Genomic DNA, 18188 nt, shown 5'->3' with positions numbered 1-18188 from the left:
GGAGGACGCCGCTAAAGTCGACAGAGCACCAACGAACGAGCGGATCGGGGCCGGGCATGCGCACACGCCAACTGCGCGCGCTCCGCGGGGCATCCGCCGCCACGATCGCCGTTCTCTTCGCCGCCGTCTCGCACACCATCGCTGGCGGTTCCGCACCGAGCTTCGCTGTCCTGCTCGGGGTATCCGCTCTCGCCTGGCCGATCACGACCGCGCTCGTCGGTCGGGGGCTCCGTCCGGTCGGACTCGCGTCGGCCGTGGTCGTCACGCAGGTGGCCCTGCACACCGTCTTCGCACTGACCTCGGGCTCCGGTGCGCCCGCGAGCGCAGCTCCGCAGAGTGGGGCCCTGCACCAGCACGGTCAGATCGTCGTAGATGCCACCGGGTCCGTCGCGCAGCTCGTGCTCCCCACTCCCCCCATGCTGGCCGCGCACGCTCTCGCCGCGATCGCCTCGTTCGTCCTGCTGCTCGCCGGCGAACGGATGCTGCGCGCCATCGCCGCGTGGACCCTCCGCCTGCTCGGCCGCGCCACCGCCACGGTGGTCGGTTGGGCATCCGTTCCACGCGCGACCTTCGCGGACGCGCCCGCACCTCTCGTCCGTATGGCCCGCGGTGTGGTTCGCCGCCGTGGGCCACCTCTGCAGTGGGGCGACGCCAGCGTCGCATGATCCGCCGGGCAATCCGCCCGAGCGTTCCCCACGAATCCGTCGTACCGGCTCATCGCCGCGCGGCGTCCACAGAGAGAACTTCGAACATGAACGGCACGACCCCTGCACGTACCCGCCCCACCCGCCGCCGCTTCGGCGCGCGGGCCGGAGCCGCGCTCCTCGCTTCGGCGGCCCTCGTCCTCGCGGCGCCCCTCGCCGCGCACGCACATGTCACAGCGACACCGGATACTGCGACCGCCGGCGGCTACGGCACACTGACCTTCGCCTTCAGCCACGGGTGTGACGGTTCGCCGACGACAGCACTCGAGATCACGATCCCCGAGGGGATGTCGTCCGTCTCGCCGACGATCGCCCCCGGATGGGATATCGACGTGCAGCGCGACGGAGAGGACGGTCCTGTCTCGCTCGTCACCTACACGGCACAGGAGCCCGTCGCGGACGGACTGCGCGCGACCGCCGTGCTCGGCGTGCAGTACGCCGAGGACACGGCGGGTGAGACGCTCGCATTCCCGATCAACCAGGTGTGCGAGGTCGGTAACACCGACTGGGCCGAGATTGCGGAAGACGGAGTCGACCCGCACTCGCTCGACGCTCCGGCGCCCACGGTGACCGTCGGCGAGGCGACCTCGGACGAGCACGGCACCGGCACCTCCGACAGCGAGCACTCCGACACCGACGAGCACGCCTCCGACGCTGAGGCCGCGACGGAGGCAACACCTCTGCCGATCGTGCTCGGTGGCGCGGGACTCGTGCTCGGCGCGGGCGCCCTCGTCGTCGCCCTGCTGGCCTTCCGTCGCGCCCGCAGCTGATGCGGTTCGGCCCGGTCACCACGTCCCGCGTGGTGACCGGGCCGAGTGCGTGCAGACCGAGGCATCCGTCCACTCGTCTGATTAGATGGAGGCGCCATGACGACACCCGCCTCTGAATCATCGTCTGACTCGTCCCCGGGTGCGTCGCGGCTTCCGCCGGTGCTCCGGCCCGAACGCCCGCCCGTCCGCTCCCTGCAGGCGCTCGCCGATCGGTACGCGACTACCGTGCACGGTGACATCGCCGGCACATCGGTCTCGGGCATCACCCTGGCAACCGCCGACCTACGCCCGGGCGAGGCGTTCGTCGCGATCCGGGGCGTCAACCGGCACGGTGCCGAGTTCGCCGCGCAGGTCGCTGAGAAGGGCGCTGTCGCGGTCATCACCGATGCCGCGGGCGCTGAGATCGCAGCCGACGCCGGTTTGCCGATCATCGTCGTCGAGAACCCCCGAGCCCTGCTCGGCGATCTGTCGGCCTGGGTGTACGGCACCGGCCCCGGCGACGACCTGCCGATCCTGCTCGGCACGACCGGCACGAACGGAAAGACCAGCACGTCACACCTCCTCGCGGGAATCCTCGAGCAGCTCGGGGTGGTCGTCGGGCTCAGTTCCACGGCCGAACGGCACATCGCCGGAGAAGTCATCGTTTCGCGGCTCACGACGCCCGAAGCATCCGAATTCCACGCCCTCCTCGCTCTGATGCGCGAACGCGGCGTCGAGGCCGTCGCCGTCGAGGTGAGCGCCCAGGCCCTCAGCCGTCATCGCGTCGACGGACTCGTCTTCGACGTCGCGGCATTCACGAACCTCACGCACGATCACCTCGACGACTACCCCGACATGCGGGCTTATCTCGAGGCCAAGCTGCCACTCTTTCAGCCCGACCGCGCCCGGCGCGGCGTGGTCTCGCTCGACTCGGCCGCGGGCGCCGAGTTCGTCGCGAGCTCGGGCATTCCCGCCGTCACGATCGGCACGCCAGCCATCGCCGCGGATCCCGAGGCTGCCGCGGCGGCCGACTGGACCGTCACGATCCACGACGAGACGCAGGCGGGTACCCGGTTCACGCTCTCAGGTCCCGACGGCGACCTGACCACCGTGGTACCCGTGATCGGTCCGCACATGGCCGCGAACGCGGGCCTCGCGATCGTCATGCTGCGCGAGGCGGGGTATCCGTGGGATCGGATCGTCGAGGCCCTGGAACGCGACGGCACCATCCACGCCTACCTCCCCGGGCGCACGGAACGCGTATCGGGAGACCGCGGACCCGCGGTGTTCGTCGACTTCGGACACTCCCCCGACGCATTCGAGAAGACCCTCGCCGCGGTGCGCCGTGTCACGCCCGGCAAGGTGCTGATGCTGTTCGGCGCCGACGGCGACCGCGATGCCACCAAGCGCCACGACATGGGACGGACTGCGGTGCAGGGCAGCGACATCCTCGTCGTGACCGACCACCACCCGCGCTTCGAGGACCCGGATTCGATCCGCGCGACCCTGATCGAGGGGGCGCGACGCGCGCGACCGGATGCCGAGATCCACGAGTACTCACCGCCGGAGCGCGCCATCGACGCGGCGGTCGACATGGTCGGCGAAGGCGACGCGATCCTATGGGCGGGCCCGGGGCACCAGGACTACCGCGACATCCGAGGTGTCCGAACCCCGTACTCGGCGCGGGAGCTGGCAAGGCGGGCGCTCAAGGCGCGCGGTTGGCCCGTGCCGGAGCCGCACTGGCCGGTCCCCTACCCCGACTGAGAGCGTGGGAGATCAGGATGCAGCGGCGATCGCGGCATCCGCCGTTCGGCGCGCCCAGGCCTCGGCATCCGCGAGGCTCTCCCTGGTCAAGGCATCCGGCGGCTCGTGTGCGTCCACGACGCGCGCCACGGTGTCGACGATGCCGGTGAATGCGAGGCGCCCCTCATGAAACGCATCCACCGCTTGCTCGTTCGCCGCGTTGTATACCGCGGGGTACGCGCCTCCCGCGCGGCCGACCCGCTTGGCGAGGGCGACAGCGGGAAAGGCCTTCTCGTCGAGCGGCTCGAACGTCCATGACGTCGTCGTGGTCCAATCGAGCGGACGGCCGACGCCGCCCACGCGGTCCGGCCAATCCAGCCCCAGCGCGATCGGCAGGCGCATGTCGGGCGGCGACGCCTGCGCCAACGTCGAGCCGTCCACGAACTCGACCATCGAGTGCACGATCGACTGCGGGTGCACGACGACATCGATCTCGTCATACGGGACATCGAACAGCAGGTGAGCTTCGATGACTTCCAGACCCTTGTTGACGAGCGTCGCCGAGTTCGTCGTCACCATCCGACCCATGTCCCAGGTCGGGTGAGCCAGAGCCTCGGACGGGGTGACATTCTCGAGCTCGGCACGGGAGCGGCCGCGGAACGGGCCTCCGGATGCCGTGAGCACGAGCCGTCGCACCTCGTGCGCCGCCCCGGCGCGCAGACACTGCGCTATCGCGGAATGCTCAGAATCAACGGGCACGATCTGACCGGGCGCGGCAACTCGCGACACGAGATCTCCCCCGACGATCAGCGACTCCTTGTTCGCGAGCGCGAGCGTGCGACCGCACTCCAGCGCTGCGAGGGTTGGCCCCAGGCCCACCGAGCCGGTGATCCCGTTCAGCACGACATCCGTCTCGACGCTGCGCACGAGCGCCTCGGCCTCGTCCGCTCCCAGGGCGGTATGCTCCACCCCGAACTCGGCGGCCTGGGCCTCCATCGTCGCGCGATCCGTGCCGGCGGCGAGCCCCACCACTTCGAACCGTCCCGGATTGGCACGCACGACGTCGAGCGCCTGCGTGCCGATCGAGCCGGTGGATCCGAGGATGATGATGCGGCGCATTCGGTCAGCCTACCGAGCGGGCAGAGCAGGCCACTTCGACAGGCTCAGTGACCGTGCCGGTCGCTGACCGCGCTGCAGCTCAGTGCCCGCAGCGCAGCGACCGGGCTGTCAGCCCGCGGCGCGCTGCGTGGCGGGCTGTCAGCCCGCGGCGCGCTGCGTGGCGAGGATGTCGACGACGAAGACGAGGGTCTCGTTCTGAAGTTCGTTGCCCTCGACCGCGCCGTAGCCGAACTCGGGCGGGATCACGACGACAACCTGCGAGCCGACAGCCTGCCCCTCGAGCGCCTGACGGAACCCGTCGACGACTCCGGTGGTCGTGAAACTCGCGGGCGCCCCACTCTCCCAGCTGGAGTCGAAGACCGTGCCATCCGACCACTTCACGCCGGTGTACTGCACCAGGACGGTGTCGCCCGAGTTGACGGTCGCACCATCACCCTGCTTCAGCACCTCGATGTCGACGGTCGTGGGCGCATCCCCTCCCGGGAGGGTGATGGTCGGTGCGCCGTCCTCGGCGAGTTCGACGGCCGGAAAGCCATCCACGGGCGACTGGTCGGCGCCCCACGCGGCGAGGGGGGTCACGCCGAGCACATCGACGACGTACACCTCAGCACTCACGGCCTCGCCCGAGGTCGAGTCCTGGCTCGCCGGGAACGTGAGCACGAGGCGCGAGCCGATGTTCGCGCATCCCATGATCTGACCGAAGTTCGAGTCGCTCGTGACGGCAGCGGGCAGGATCTCGCCCTCCACGTAGCCGACGTCGCCGAGACGCTCGCCGGTGTCGGCCGAGAATGCGCTCAGCGCGTACTGGACGTAGTCGCCCTCTTCAAGCGGGTCGCCGTCACCCTCGGTGATGACCGTCCGCTCCAACTCGGGAACCTCGAGTCCCGTCGTGAAGGTCGCGGTCGATACCGTGCCGGCATCGCCTTCGACCGTCACGGCCTCGGATGCGTCGCCGGAGGGCGCAGCAGCATCGCAGAGCGACCCGGTACCGGAAGCGGCGGCATCGGGCGTGCCCGCGCCGGAGCAACCCGCCAGGACGATGGCGGACAGGGCGAGCGCCGACAGGGCGACGAGCGGGCGAATGCGCACGGATAGACCTCGATGCTGTTCGGGGAGAGACATCCATCCTGACGGAGGTTTCTTTGACTCACCTGAACGCCCGCACACGCGTGCTCGCATTCCCTGGCGTGCATGCTTACCGGTATAGCCTCGGGCAATGACCTCCGCAGAACCGGAGCCCACCGGCGCGCCCGCAACTGGCGAACTCGCCCACGGTGAACCCGGGATGAGTTGGACCTATCGACTGGGTCGCACGTTCGTCGCCCCGCTCGCGCGAATGGTCTATCGCCCGATCATCGAGGGCCGCGAACACGTTCCCCGTGACGGTGCCGTGATTCTCGCGAGCAACCACCTCTCGTTCATCGACTCGGTCTCGATTCCCGTTGCGGCGCCGCGACCCGTGCACTTCTTGGCGAAGTCGTCGTACTTCGAGGGCTCCGGGATGTCCGGATGGTTCACGCGTGAGTTCTTCTTCGCGATCGGAGCCGTTCCCGTCCAGCGCGGGGCCGGTCAAGCGGCGCTCGATGCCCTCGACCAGCAGCGGGCGCTTCTGGATTCCGGCCGCGCCGTCGCCTTGTATCCCGAGGGCACGCGGTCGCTCGACGGTCGTCTCTATCGCGGTCGGACGGGCGCGGCGTTCCTCGCTTTGCAGACCGGTGCCCCGGTCGTGCCGGTGGGACTCATCGGGACGGCCGAGGTCATGCCGGTCGGCGCACGGATGCCGTCGCTCCGCGAGAGGGTGACCGTCCGCTTCGGTCAACCTCTCGACCTGTCCCACCACGGCGCACCCGAGTCTGGGCGTGCTCGCCGCGGCGCGACCGACGAGATCATGGCTGCGATCCACGCGCTCACGGGTCAAGAACTCGCGGGCACCTACAACGAGGCACCCGCGCAGGGCGCCGTCGAGAAGATCAAGCGCGTGCTGCCGCACGAGCGGCTCTGACCCGCCGACCCAACCCGACGCGCCCGACCGAACGCCGGGCGGGTCCGGGCAGCTTCAGCCCGCGACGCTGATCGTCGCCTCGTGGCGCACCGGGAAGTTGACCGAGTTCGCGATGAAACACCACTCGTTCGCGAGAGTGTGTGCCCGGTGCGCCTCATCGAGCATCGAGGCATCCGCCACCACAACGCGCGGCCGCAACACCACCTCGGTGAAAGCGCCTCCCCCGCGGCCGTCGAGCGCCATCGTCCCCTCCGCCTCGTCGGAGTAGTCGAGCACGATCACCCCGAGCGTGACGCACGCGTGGAGGTAGCTCAGCAGATGACACTCTGACAGCGCGGCGACCAACAGGTCTTCGGGATTCCACTTCGCGGGATCCCCCCGGAAGGGACGATCCGCGGATGCCTCGAGCCCGGGTTTCCCGGCGATCTCGATCGTGACCGACCGGTCGTAGTCGCGGTAGCCGCTGGTGCCCGTTCCGCGGTCGCCAGTCCAGGTCGTGGCCACGCGATAGCGGTGTTCGCCGTTCATAGGGGAAGTTTCCCATGCCTCGGGATGCTGATCGCTTACGCCGGCCGCGGAGCCCGCCGAGCGGGTGGCGCGTGGCGACGCGATTAGGCTGACCTGGTGTCAAGATCCCTCACCGTTCCGGGCGCCGTCGAACTCGCCACCGTCGATCGCGGCGGCTTCGTCGAGTCTCGGCATAGTGGCGCCGCGGTCGTGCTCTCACCCGACGGAACGATCCGTGCATCCTTCGGCGATGCGGAAGCGGCTCTTCTGCCCCGTTCGAGCCTCAAGCCGTTCCAGGCCGTCGGGATGCTCACGGCCGGCGTCGAGCTCGACGGCGAGCGCCTCGGGCTCACCACCGCGAGTCACACCGGCACGGATCGCCATGTCGGCGTCGTCCGCGCCGTCCTCGAGCAGGCGGGATTGACCGAGGATGCCCTCGGATGCCCGGCAGCCCGGGCGTCGGATCCCGAAACCCGCGACCGCCAGATTCGTGACCTCGATCCCGCGGCGCCGGTCCGGATGAACTGCTCGGGCAAGCACGCCGGAATGCTCCTGACGTGTGTCACGAACGACTGGGACACGGCGGGCTACCTCGGCTCCGACCATCCGTTGCAGCGTCACCTGCGCGACACGATCGAGCGTCTCACGGGCGAGAAGATACAGGCGAGCGTCATCGACGGATGCGGGGCGCCGGTCCATGCCGTGACCCTCAACGGGCTCGCACGCGGCATTCACCGCATGGGCACAGCGTCCGAGCGATCGCCCTTCGCCCTGCACCGTCAGGCCGCGGCCGTCGTCCGTGCGGTGCGCGAGAACCCGTGGACGATCGCCGGACCTGATCAGCCCGACACGCTCATCGCCGAGCGTCTGGGGGTTTTCGCAAAGCTCGGCGCCGAGGGCGTTCAGGTCGCGGTGGCACCCGATGGCACGACCGTGGCTCTGAAAATGCTCGACGGGGGCCAGCGCGCGGCACCCATCGTCGCCCTCACCCTGTTGCAGACGGCTGGCGCCCTGAGCGCGGCGGCTGTCGCACTCGTATCGAATGACCTCCAGCTCGACATCCACGGCGGTTCCGAGGTTGTCGGCCGCATCCGCCCCACCGTCGGCGTCTCGTGACGGACGACGCGTCCGTCTGCATCTGACGTCCCGCATTCACCACCCTCAGGAAGAGAGACCGCATGAGGATCGCCGTTCCGACCGAGGTCAAGAACAACGAGTATCGGGTCGCACTGACGCCCGCGGGAGCCCACGAACTGGTGCGTGCCGGACACGAGCTGTTGGTCCAGCGCGGTGCGGGAGAGGGCTCGTCGTTATCGGACGGCGAGTACGCCGCAGCGGGCGCAACGCTGATCGACGACGCCGACGAGGTGTGGGCCGCAAGCGAGATGGTGTTGAAGGTCAAGGAGCCCGTGGCATCCGAGTATCACCGCTTCCGCCCGGGGCTCGTGCTGTTCACCTACCTACATCTGGCCGCGGACCGTTTGCTCACGGAGCGTCTGCGCGATGACGAGGTCGTCGCGATCGCGTACGAGACCGTGCAGTTGCCGGGCGGGGCCCTCCCCCTTCTTGCGCCGATGAGCGAAGTCGCCGGCCGTTTGGCTCCGACCGTCGGAGCGCACACCCTGCTCAGATCGGAGGGCGGACTCGGCGTTCTGATGTCGGGGGTTCCGGGCACGCGGCCCGCTCGAGTAACGATCATCGGAGGCGGCGTGGCGGGCGCGAGCGCTGCGGCGGTCGCCGTCGGCCTCGGTGCTGACGTCACGGTCTTCGACACCCAGGTCGCGCGCCTGCGAGAACTCGACGACCGTTTCGCGGGGCGAGTGAAGACCGCCGCATCCAACCCGCTCGATCTCGACCGGGCAGTGATCGATTCCGACCTCGTGATCGGCGCGGTCCTGGTACCGGGCGCGCGTGCGCCGAAGCTGGTGACCAATGAGATGGTTGCCCGGATGCGTCCCGGCAGCGTGCTCGTGGACATCGCCGTGGATCAGGGCGGATGCTTCGAGGACACGCATCCGACCACTCACGCCGACCCGACTTTTCGCGTGCACGGGTCGGTGTTCTATTGCGTGGCGAACATGCCGGGCGCTGTGCCCCATACCTCGACCGCCGCGCTCGCCAACGCGACTCAGCCGTACATCCGTCAGCTCGCGGGCCGCGGTTGGCGCTCGGCGCTGGCGGCTGATCCCGCCTTCGCACACGGCTTGAACGTCGCCGAGGGGCGGATCGTCAACGCGGGAGTTGCCGAGGCGCACGGCCTGCCGCTGACGCGGCTCGAGGATATCGTCGGCTGAGCGCCCGCCGCTCGCGCCCGGCACTGGCGCGACTAGGCGAGGCCCCCGTCGATCGAACGCCCGTATTCGGCCGGGTCGTCGGGCACGAGCACCTCTGAGTCGCGGTTGAGGGTGTCGCCGCGGAAGAACGGCTTGGACCGCGGGAACGCGAACCAGATGAGCATCAGCAAGACGCCGAAGGCGAGCGCACCGATACCGAGGACGAAGGTGCTTCCGATGCCCAGCAGCGACCCGCTGTATCCGTAGTCGACGTCGTACATGTCGATGGCGGACTGAACGAACGCGTACGTGAGCATGAGCGCGCCGAGGAGAGGCAGCAGCCCCTTGTAGAAGAAGTCACGCCCCGACTGGAAAAGGTCTTTGCGGAAGTACCAGACGCAGGCGTAGCCGGTGATGCCGTAGTAGAAAGCGATCGCGAGCCCGAGCGAGAGGATCGAGTCCTGCAGGATGTTGTCGCTGATCAGTGTCATACCGATGTAGTACAGCGACGCGACAACGCCCATCACCAGGGTCGAGAAAGACGGGGTCTTGTACTGCGGGTGCACGGAGGCGAACCGATGCGGTAGGGCCTTGTAGGCCGCCATGGAGAGGGTGCCGCGAGCGGTGGGAAGGATCGTGGTCTGCGTGGACGAGACCGCCGAGATGAGGACCGCGACGACGAGCACCCACCCGAACGGGCCGAGCAGGCCGTCCTTGATTGCCAGGAAGAAGTCGTCGGCGTTGGCTTCGTTGCCGAGCCCCGTGCCGTTCGTTCCGAGACCCGCGTACATCATCGCGGCGACGGTGACGGTGACGTAGGTGACGAGCAGGATGACCGTGGTGAGCAGAGCAGCGCGCCCCGGGATGCGCTTGGGGTCCTTCGTTTCTTCGTTGAGGGCCAGGCAGGTGTCCCAGCCCCAGTAGATGAAGAGCGCGAGCAGGATCGCCTCGGTGAAGCCGGACCAGTCGGTGAAGCCCAGCGGGTTGAACCAGGCCCAGTCGAACGGCGTCGCGTTGGGGGCGGTGCCCGAGAAGAATTGCGTGAGCGCTGCGATCACGAAGATCGCCAGGGCGAGATATTGGATGGCGAGCAGAATGTTCTGCACGCGCTCGCCGATTTCGACACCGCGCCAGCTGATCCACGTCATCGCGGCGATGAAGAAAACGCCGGTGGCCGTGACGAGCGGGACGTTCTCGGAGAGCGAGCCGTCGCCGATCAGGGACCAGAAGTAGATGGCCGCGATCTGCGCGAGGTTGGCCAACACGACCATGCCGGCGACTGCCACGCCCCAGCCGCCCATCCACCCGACGAACGGGCCGAATGCCTTGGTGCCCCAGGTGAACGTGGTGCCGCAGTCGGGGACGGCTCTGTTGAGTTCGCGGTACGCGAAGGCGATGAACAGCATCGGTATGAAAGCGATCACGAACGCGATCGGGGCCTGGGCTCCCACCGCGAGCACGACGAAGCCGAGGGTCGCGACGAGCGAGTAGACGGGCGCCGTCGAGGCCAGTCCGATCACGGTCGAACCCCAGAGCCCCAGTGTGCCGGCGGCGAGACCCTTGCCTTCGGGACGGCGGAGGTCGATCGGAGTGGTGGCGGTCATGTCCACACCTTGGCCGAGCGGAAGGCTCCTGCGCAAGTAGAAATCGTGTGGGCGGTGTCCTCGTCCGTTTGCGTCTCCCTCGAAGCGTGTTCGGTCATGCGGCCGATAGCTCTCGCGTCACCCCTCCGACCCGAGCAGGTTCACGCGCACCGGGCGGCAGGCGGGGGCGCACAGCCACGCCCGTCCGATGCCGGGGCGCGCATACGGCGGCAGCGATCGCTCCCCCGCGACGGTCCGCAACTCGGTCGGGCAGTCCGCGTCGATGACCAACGGATGCCGAACGCGCAACTCCTGCAGCAGCCCCCAGTGGGACAGCCAGTCCTCACCATCGCCCACGAGAACCTGCGGCTCTCGCGAGTCGCCGACGATGTCGGCGAGCCGGGACGCCGCGGGGATCTGTCGGAGCATCCGCACGTCGCCGCGTCCATCCCGGCGCACACGCAGAGCATCCGCAACCGTATCCGTCTGCCGCGTCACGACACCGGTCAATATCTCCGGGTTCCAGTTCGCGACCGTTGCGGGCGCAGACGACGGGCGCTCGTGGGTGCGCGCGAACTGAACGTCCCAGGTCGCCAATCGACCACGCCCGGGGGGAAGATCGGGCCGGAATCCGCCGCCTTCGCCACCCGCCGCGACATGATCCATTCGCGTGCTGAGCGCCAACAGCGCGCGCTGCGGCAATGCATCCACGATCCGCGCCAGCCGCCCGGACAGCGACCGCGCTGTGACGACGAGCCGGCCGGCGCGCGCGATCCGGTCCAGCCGGTCGCTGACGGCGACCGCGTGATCGGGCGGGAAGCGCGCGAGAAGGTCATCCGCATCATCGACGAGCCACAGCCCGGACTCCTCGGCGCTCATGAGCGTGTCCCAGGCCGCTTCGAGATCGTCGGAGACGACGACGGCATCAGCCGCCTGTGCCGCGATGAGCGCGATGATCGACGACTTTCCCGACGCGACACGTCCGACGACCGCCAGCCCACCCGCCGCCGTGAGCGTGATCGGGAATTGCCGCTGCCGGGCGGGGTCGTCCGCGAGCGCCAGGAGGACGCCCGCGTCTGTCTCCGAGTGCTCACGCAGCGTGCGCTCGCGAAGCTGTTCGAGCGTCACCGTCGGCGGAAGCGCAGGAAGCCACGGCGAGCTGGGGGGATCCTGCGAACGAGTGGCGGCCGCGACGTCTGCGAGGTCGGCGATGCTGGTCAATGCGATTCTCACGGGGTGCGGAGCCGAGTCGCCCGCGCGCCTCACGAAGGCGCGGCCGCTGCCGGGCAACCCGCCGGGCAGGCGTGACGCCGAGTCATCACCGATGATCGCGCGACTGTCGGCAGCGTCCGCCGCGCGTAGCGCTATCCGCAGCGGACAGTTCGCGAGCAATGCATCGGGCATCGCGCCCGACGCACGCTGAGATCCGAGGACGAGATGCATACCCAGCGCTCGCCCCCGAGCCGCGACATCCGCGAAGATGCGATGCAGACCCTCGTGCTCGGCGAGAAGCGCAGCGAATTCGTCCACGACGATGACGAGCCGGGATAGCTCGGCCCGCGGATCCGCGATATCCCGTGCCCCGCGAAGGGCGAGTTCGTGCTCGCGCCGACGCATCTCGGCACGAAGGCTCGCAATCGCGCGCTCGGCAGAACCACCATCGAGGTCGGTGATAACCCCGGTCACGTGCGGCAGGTCGGCGAGAGCGTCGAACGTCATGCCGCCTTTGAAGTCCGCGAGCAGAAACGTGACCTCTCGCGTCGAATAGGCGGAACACAGACCGGCGATCCACGTGGTCAACAACTCGGACTTGCCGCTGCCCGTTATTCCGGTGACCACCGCGTGGGGGCCGTCCCGTACGAGGTCGACAATCACGATCCGGTCGCCGTCTCGTCCCAGCGCCACGGACAGGCCGCCGGGAGAGCCGACACCGGGCACAGTGCGCACGGCGGAGAAGGAGACCGCCTGCTCCGCCTCGTACCGCCCGTACAGCGTCTGCCCGCGTTCCGAGAGGATTCGGGCCATCGCGCGTGCCTGCGCTTCCGACACCGCCTCGACGGCCAACTCGGTTCGGTCCACCCCGATCACGAGCGTGGCGTCGTCGGGTTCGCGCACGTCGAGCACGGCGCCGCATCGGGGATCTATCGTCGAGCCCGCACTCCCCCACGTCAGAAGAACTCCGGTCGGTGCGGGACCCGCCCCCGCGGGACTGATGACGACGCGGGTCGGAGCTTCGACGTGATTCACGATGGGCGGCAATTCCTGCGGCCCCAGGTGATGGGGCAGCCCCGACATCCATTCCCATTCGTCGGACGCCGGACCCATGACCTGGAGAGTCTCGGGCGTGTGGGCTAGGCAGAGTTGGAGAACGAGCGCACGGAGAACGGCACGCGTCTGCGCTGGCTCTCCGCGCACCGCGATACCCGCACGCCAATCGGCCGTCAGCGGTGCATCGCCCAGATTGGCGAATTCGCGCCTCAGCCGTTCAGCCTCGGGGCGGGACGAGTCGCCCGTCAGCCGAGTCATGCTCTGCCGCACTCCCCGACCGACGACGGCGAGATCGCGTGAACCCGACGGTGCGGCTCGCCAGATCTGCTCGCCTCGGAGAGCGAACGCCGCCACATCCGGATGCTTGGCGCGCAGCTCGCTGCGTTCACGACTCTGGCATTCGATCGCGGCGGCTTCGACCTCGGCCAGGGCTCGGGCGTACTCGGTCTCGGAGCGTGCACGCTGCCGACGCCCGCTTCGCGCATGGTCGATGAGCCCACCGAGAGCGACGAACGGGCCCAGCAGCGCGAAGAGCAGCGCGAAGGGCGAACCGATGATGGCCCACAGGGCGACCCCGCCGATGAGTGGCACGATGGTCGCCACCACCGGGAACGACGCACGGGTGGGAGCAACCGGAACGGCGGGAAGGATCAGGGGCTCGTCGAGAGGCACACTGCCAGTCAACGCGCTGCACGCCCTCGAGCCCCGCGGGATCCCCCGAGTTCGGGATCAGGAGCCGGAATCGGCCTCTGGGGAGGAGTCGCCCGAGACAGGGGCCTGCGGGCGGCGCGCGGATCCGCGTTCTGCCGTATCGGTGTCGTCGTCGGTGAGGTCGAGTGGCCGTGTCCCCGGCCGGTGTACGTCGACCACGACGATCGAGATGTTGTCGCGGCCCCCGTTGTCGAGGCAGGCCTGCATCATTTGCTCGATCGCGATCTGCGGGTCTTCGTTCTCGAGCAGGAAATGACGGATGCCGAAGTCCGTGAGTTCTTTCGTCAAACCGTCCGAGCAGATGACGAAGCGATCGCCGTCCAGCACATCGAGCCGGATGTAGTCGGGGTGCACGCTTTCGCTCGGCCCGACCGCACGGGTGATCACGTTCCCGTACGGGTGGTTCTCGGCCTCTTCGGGACTGAGCCGGCCGGAGGCGATCAGCTCCTGCACGACGGAGTGGTCGGTCGTGACTTGGGCGAGCGTGCCATCGCGCAGCAAGTAGACGCGGGAGTCGCCGATATTGAGAGTGACCCACGTCGGTTCGGTGCCGGTGGTCTCGAGGAAAATCCCGGTAACCGTCGTTCCGGTGCCATCATCGGTCGCCTCCGGGTGGGCGATGATGTCCTTGACCGCCCGCGAGAGTGCCTTCTCGATCGATTTCGGGTTGATCCGACCATCCCGCACCAGATCGCCCAGACGATCGACAGCGCTCGCGCTCGCGATCTCGCCGCCGAGGTGCCCGCCCATCCCGTCCGCGACGATGAAAAGCGGATAGTCCGCCAGCACCGCGTCCTGATTGAGCTCGCGACGCATTCCCCGATGCGTGACAGCCGCCCACGAGAGCGAGAGTTCGCCACCGCCCTTGAGCGTCACGGTGCGGCGATCTGCGATCGCGTCGAATTCGGGCACGCGGTCATCCCTCCGATGGGCCAGCGACTCGGTGCGCCGAGATCACGACCGACCGCGCGCGGCGCGGCGCGGCTTACACATCCTAGTAGACCGCTCCCGACCTGCCCATTTCGCTCGGTGGGCGTGACCGTTGCTCCGAGCGGGGATGCTAACGGGACGACTCCGTGTTCGCTCTGGGCGAACGGGTTTCGTTCGCGAACTGACTCGCGGACGGTGGTGATCGGGACTGGATCGCAGACACGACGAAACCCCCGCCAAAAACGCGCGGGGGTTTCGACGATCGTGATTACGGCCGGGGCGCGTTCGGGTCCTCAGGCGCGGCCGGCGGGACCGGGGGCGCTGCGGGCGGCGGGTACGAGCCTGCCGCCGGCGGGTAGGCACCGGGTTGTGTCGCCGCGTTCGACGGGAATCCACCCGCAGGCGTCTGGACAGGGATACCACTCCAGACCGTCTTGTCCGCGAGGAAGTTGCCCGCCCACGGAGCTGCCGGAATTGCGGTGTTCCAGCGAGACTTATCGAATGCCAGGATGCCCAGCCACACGATCGTGAGGAAGAAGTAGAGGATGAGCCAGACGGCTTCCTTCTGAAGCTTCAGTCCCACACGCCAAGCTGCCATGAGCGTGTACAGGAAAGCTGCGAGCAGGATGAGCTGACCCAGGACGGGAACCCAGCCCAACACTCCTCCGGCGAGCCACAGGACCAGCAGCCACCAGGGGTTGAGGTCGCCGAGCTTGACGAAGATGAGGGTGTTGTAGATCGGGACCCAGGCCCGCCACTTGCCCTGGACGCCCGCCTTCTCGAAGATCTTCATGAAGAAGATGGCGCCGATGATATATCCGGCGAGGGCGATCAAAAGGAACAGGGGCAGGAGGAAGAGCAGGAAGGCGAACGCCGCTGCACCGGACCCGTCGTCGTAGCTGATGCTCAAAGGCATAGTGTTATCCATCTCTCGGGGCCCGGAGGCCGCGGTTCGCAGACCCATCGGGCCCGCGTGTCACATGCTAGCGAGATCCCGAGTAAACATGCAGGAGAATCTCAGGTAATTCCCACTTTTCCCTCGACGAGCTCCCACGTGCCACCCTCCCGCGGACGCACGTCCACACCCGCGGAGTTCGCCCAGCGCGCGAACCCGGCGACGCTGCGAATGCGCGGCCGGCCGGTCGCGAGCAGCCGCGTGAGCGCACCCTTGGCGTGCTTGTTGAAGTGGTTCAGGGCGCGCACGGCACCGCCCTCGGACGCCGTGACCACCCGCAGATAGATGGACGCGATCGTCGACGGCACCGGTCCGAGCGCGACATACGCCTCGGACCGCAGGTCCAGGACGAAGGACGCACCGGATACCTCGAGCGCCGCGGTGACCGCTGACGCCCAGTGCCGACGCAGCGGCCCGAGCGATGGAATCGACGCCCCCGCACCCAAGCGGTACGCGGGGATGCGGTCGAGCGCACCCACCGGACCGAAAGGCGCACTGTGGATCATCGCGTGCGAGCCGAGCCACCGGCGCGCCGCCGGCTCGAGCGAGTCTGCCGCGAGAGCGTCGTACAGCACCCCGGTGTAGCGATCTATGGCAGCCATCGTGGGCGAGGTGCGCAGCGCGGCGTTGACCTCGATCTCGCCCAGCTGACGGGAACTCAGCCCCAGTACACGCGCTGCCGCGACGGCATCGCCGGAAAGCTCGACGAGCGCGTTCACCGCGCCCCGCCGTTGCGGCGTGAGCGTCGGCAGCGCCAGCCGTTCCAGATCGAGCGGTGCGTGCGTGCCCCCGAGCCGCTTCGTCTCGGACGGGGGAAGCAGAATCAGCATGACGACTCCGAGACGCGGGAAGACGGATAGCGGGCTGGAACGAACGAAGGCGAGGAGCCCCTGCGGGCCCCTCGCCTTCGATACGTGCGACTTAGCTGACGAGCGCGGCGTTGCCCGCCACAATGGTGAGCACGTCGTTCTCCATCGAGAGGAAGCCGTCCTGGGCGTTCGCGAGGATCTTCGATCCGTCCGGCTGCGTGATCCGGACCTGGCCCTCTGCCAAGATCGCCAAGATCGGCTCGTGACCGGTCATCAGACCGATCTCGCCCTCGACCGTCTTGGCGATGACGAGCGTCGCCTCACCCGCCCACACCTCCGCGTCCGCGGAGACCAGGCTCACGTTGACGGGCATGCTCAGCCGTTTTCCTTCTGGATCTGCGCCCAGCGCTCTTCGACGTCGCCGATACCACCGACGTTGAAGAAGGCCTGCTCGGCCACGTGGTCGAAGTCGCCCTTGACGATCGCGTCGAACGACTCGATGGTCTCCTTGATCGGAACCGTCGAGCCCTCGACACCGGTGAACTTCTTCGCCATGTAGGTGTTCTGCGAGAGGAACTGCTGGATGCGGCGTGCACGCGACACGACGACCTTGTCCTCTTCCGAGAGCTCGTCAACACCGAGGATCGCGATGATCTCCTGCAGTTCTTTGTTCTTCTGCAGGATCTGCTTCACGTTCGTCGCGACACGGTAGTGGTCGGCACCGATGTAGCGCGGGTCCAGGATGCGGCTCGTCGACGTCAGCGGGTCGACGGCCGGGTACAGGCCCTTCGACGCGATCTCACGCGAGAGCTCGGTCGTGGCGTCGAGGTGCGCGAAGGTCGTCGCGGGCGCCGGGTCGGTGTAATCGTCGGCGGGAACGTAGATGGCCTGGAGCGACGTGATCGAGTGACCACGCGTCGAGGTGATGCGCTCCTGGAGCACACCCATCTCGTCCGCGAGGTTCGGCTGGTAACCCACCGCGGACGGCATACGGCCGAGCAGCGTCGAGACCTCGGAACCGGCCTGCGTGAAGCGGAAGATGTTGTCGATGAAGAGCAGAACGTCCTGCTTCTGCACGTCACGGAAGTACTCCGCCATCGTCAGCGCCGACAGGGCGACACGCAGACGCGTTCCCGGCGGCTCATCCATCTGGCCGAAGACGAGCGCCGTCTTGTCGAAGACGCCGGCTTCTTCCATCTCATGGATGAGGTCGTTGCCTTCACGGGTGCGCTCGCCGACACCGGCGAACACCGACACACCACCGTGGTCCTGCGCGACGCGCTGGATCATCTCCTGGATGAGGACGGTCTTGCCGACACCGGCACCACCGAACAGACCGATCTTTCCACCGAGAACATAGGGCGTGAGGAGGTCGATGACCTTGATGCCGGTCTCGAACATCTGAGTCTTCGACTCGAGCTGGTCGAAGTTCGGAGCCTTGCGGTGGATGCCCCAGCGCTCGGTGATCTCGATCTTCTCGCCCGGCTGCGCGTTGAGCACCTCGCCGATGACGTTGAAGACCTTGCCCTTGGTGACATCGCCGACGGGCACCGTGATGGGGCCGCCGGTGTTGCGCACTTCCTGACCGCGGACGAGTCCGTCGGTGGGCTTCAGAGCGATCGCGCGGACGAGGTCGTCACCCAGGTGCTGGGCGACCTCGAGCGTGAGTTCGGTCGACTCTTCGCCGATCGTCACGGTCGTCTTGAGCGCGTTGTAGATGTCGGGGATCGCGTCGTGCGGGAACTCGATGTCGACGACGGGACCGTTGACGCGCGCTACGCGCCCGACGACCGCGGTCTCCGTCGTTTCGGCGGTGGCGGTGGGGGTCATGGTCT

Annotated in this window: 16 protein-coding genes; 6 read left to right on the top strand and 10 right to left on the bottom strand. The window is 68.3% G+C overall.

Features of this window, described 5'->3' with window-relative positions:
• The first annotated feature begins 56 nt into the window (after positions 1-56).
• The 3 genes from ACT9TC_RS14765 (at position 57) to ACT9TC_RS14755 (ending at position 3217) form a co-directional block, all read left to right on the top strand.
• A complete protein-coding gene (locus ACT9TC_RS14765) occupies positions 57-665 on the top strand; it encodes a hypothetical protein (protein WP_458041210.1) in 609 nt (202 codons plus the stop codon).
• 86 nt (positions 666-751) lie between these two features.
• The gene (locus tag ACT9TC_RS14760) at positions 752-1474 is read left to right on the top strand and encodes a YcnI family protein (protein ID WP_458041209.1); all 723 of its coding nucleotides are present in this window, start codon (positions 752-754) and stop codon (positions 1472-1474) included.
• Positions 1475-1633: 159 nt separating this feature from the next.
• Entirely contained in the window at positions 1634-3217 is a 1584-nt protein-coding gene (locus ACT9TC_RS14755) for a Mur ligase family protein (protein ID WP_458041208.1), read from the top strand.
• Positions 3218-3229: 12 nt separating this feature from the next.
• On the opposite strand, the gene dxr is transcribed toward ACT9TC_RS14755, so the two are convergent.
• Entirely contained in the window at positions 3230-4315 is a 1086-nt protein-coding gene (gene dxr, locus ACT9TC_RS14750; RefSeq protein WP_458041207.1) for a 1-deoxy-D-xylulose-5-phosphate reductoisomerase, read from the bottom strand.
• A 138-nt stretch (positions 4316-4453) separates the two neighbouring features.
• A complete protein-coding gene (locus ACT9TC_RS14745; RefSeq protein WP_458041206.1) occupies positions 4454-5404 on the bottom strand; it encodes an FKBP-type peptidyl-prolyl cis-trans isomerase in 951 nt (316 codons plus the stop codon).
• Between the two features lie 127 nt (positions 5405-5531).
• On the opposite strand from ACT9TC_RS14745, the gene ACT9TC_RS14740 reads away from it, so the two are divergent.
• Positions 5532-6317 carry a lysophospholipid acyltransferase family protein gene (locus tag ACT9TC_RS14740; protein WP_458041205.1) on the top strand — a complete coding sequence of 262 codons (786 nt, stop codon included), beginning with the start codon at positions 5532-5534 and terminating at the stop codon, positions 6315-6317.
• 54 nt (positions 6318-6371) lie between these two features.
• Here ACT9TC_RS14740 and ACT9TC_RS14735 read toward each other — a convergent pair whose 3' ends face one another.
• On the bottom strand, positions 6372-6845 hold the full coding sequence (locus ACT9TC_RS14735) for an OsmC family protein (protein ID WP_458041204.1): 474 nt from the start codon (positions 6843-6845) through the stop codon (positions 6372-6374).
• Positions 6846-6941: 96 nt separating this feature from the next.
• Between ACT9TC_RS14735 and ACT9TC_RS14730 the strand changes: the two genes are divergently transcribed.
• Entirely contained in the window at positions 6942-7940 is a 999-nt protein-coding gene (locus ACT9TC_RS14730) for an asparaginase (protein ID WP_458041203.1), read from the top strand.
• Between the two features lie 62 nt (positions 7941-8002).
• The gene (ald, locus tag ACT9TC_RS14725) at positions 8003-9118 is read left to right on the top strand and encodes an alanine dehydrogenase (RefSeq protein WP_458041202.1); all 1116 of its coding nucleotides are present in this window, start codon (positions 8003-8005) and stop codon (positions 9116-9118) included.
• A 32-nt stretch (positions 9119-9150) separates the two neighbouring features.
• On the opposite strand, the gene ACT9TC_RS14720 is transcribed toward ald, so the two are convergent.
• The 7 genes from ACT9TC_RS14720 to atpD all read right to left on the bottom strand — a co-directional run bounded on the left by ACT9TC_RS14720 (position 9151) and on the right by atpD (position 18183).
• Positions 9151-10701, bottom strand: a complete 1551-nt coding sequence (locus ACT9TC_RS14720) for an APC family permease (protein WP_458041201.1) — start codon at positions 10699-10701, stop codon at positions 9151-9153.
• A gap of 117 nt (positions 10702-10818) precedes the next feature.
• Positions 10819-13620, bottom strand: a complete 2802-nt coding sequence (locus tag ACT9TC_RS14715) for an FtsK/SpoIIIE domain-containing protein (RefSeq protein WP_458041200.1) — start codon at positions 13618-13620, stop codon at positions 10819-10821.
• 57 nt (positions 13621-13677) lie between these two features.
• Positions 13678-14571, bottom strand: a complete 894-nt coding sequence (locus ACT9TC_RS14710) for a PP2C family protein-serine/threonine phosphatase (protein ID WP_458041199.1) — start codon at positions 14569-14571, stop codon at positions 13678-13680.
• Positions 14572-14857: 286 nt separating this feature from the next.
• On the bottom strand, positions 14858-15505 hold the full coding sequence (locus tag ACT9TC_RS14705) for a DUF5684 domain-containing protein (RefSeq protein ID WP_458041198.1): 648 nt from the start codon (positions 15503-15505) through the stop codon (positions 14858-14860).
• Positions 15506-15606: 101 nt separating this feature from the next.
• Positions 15607-16374 carry a YaaA family protein gene (locus ACT9TC_RS14700; protein ID WP_458041197.1) on the bottom strand — a complete coding sequence of 256 codons (768 nt, stop codon included), beginning with the start codon at positions 16372-16374 and terminating at the stop codon, positions 15607-15609.
• A gap of 91 nt (positions 16375-16465) precedes the next feature.
• Complete coding sequence (locus ACT9TC_RS14695; protein WP_458041196.1) at positions 16466-16726, bottom strand: F0F1 ATP synthase subunit epsilon; 261 nt, start codon at positions 16724-16726, stop codon at positions 16466-16468.
• A 2-nt stretch (positions 16727-16728) separates the two neighbouring features.
• Positions 16729-18183 (bottom strand): F0F1 ATP synthase subunit beta, encoded by a 1455-nt coding sequence (atpD, locus tag ACT9TC_RS14690; RefSeq protein ID WP_458041195.1) that lies wholly within the window; start codon positions 18181-18183, stop codon positions 16729-16731.
• Positions 18184-18188 lie beyond the last annotated feature (5 nt).

This window comes from Microbacterium sp. HM-570, assembly GCF_054165885.1.
This window is presented reverse-complemented; position numbering and strand designations above follow the sequence as displayed.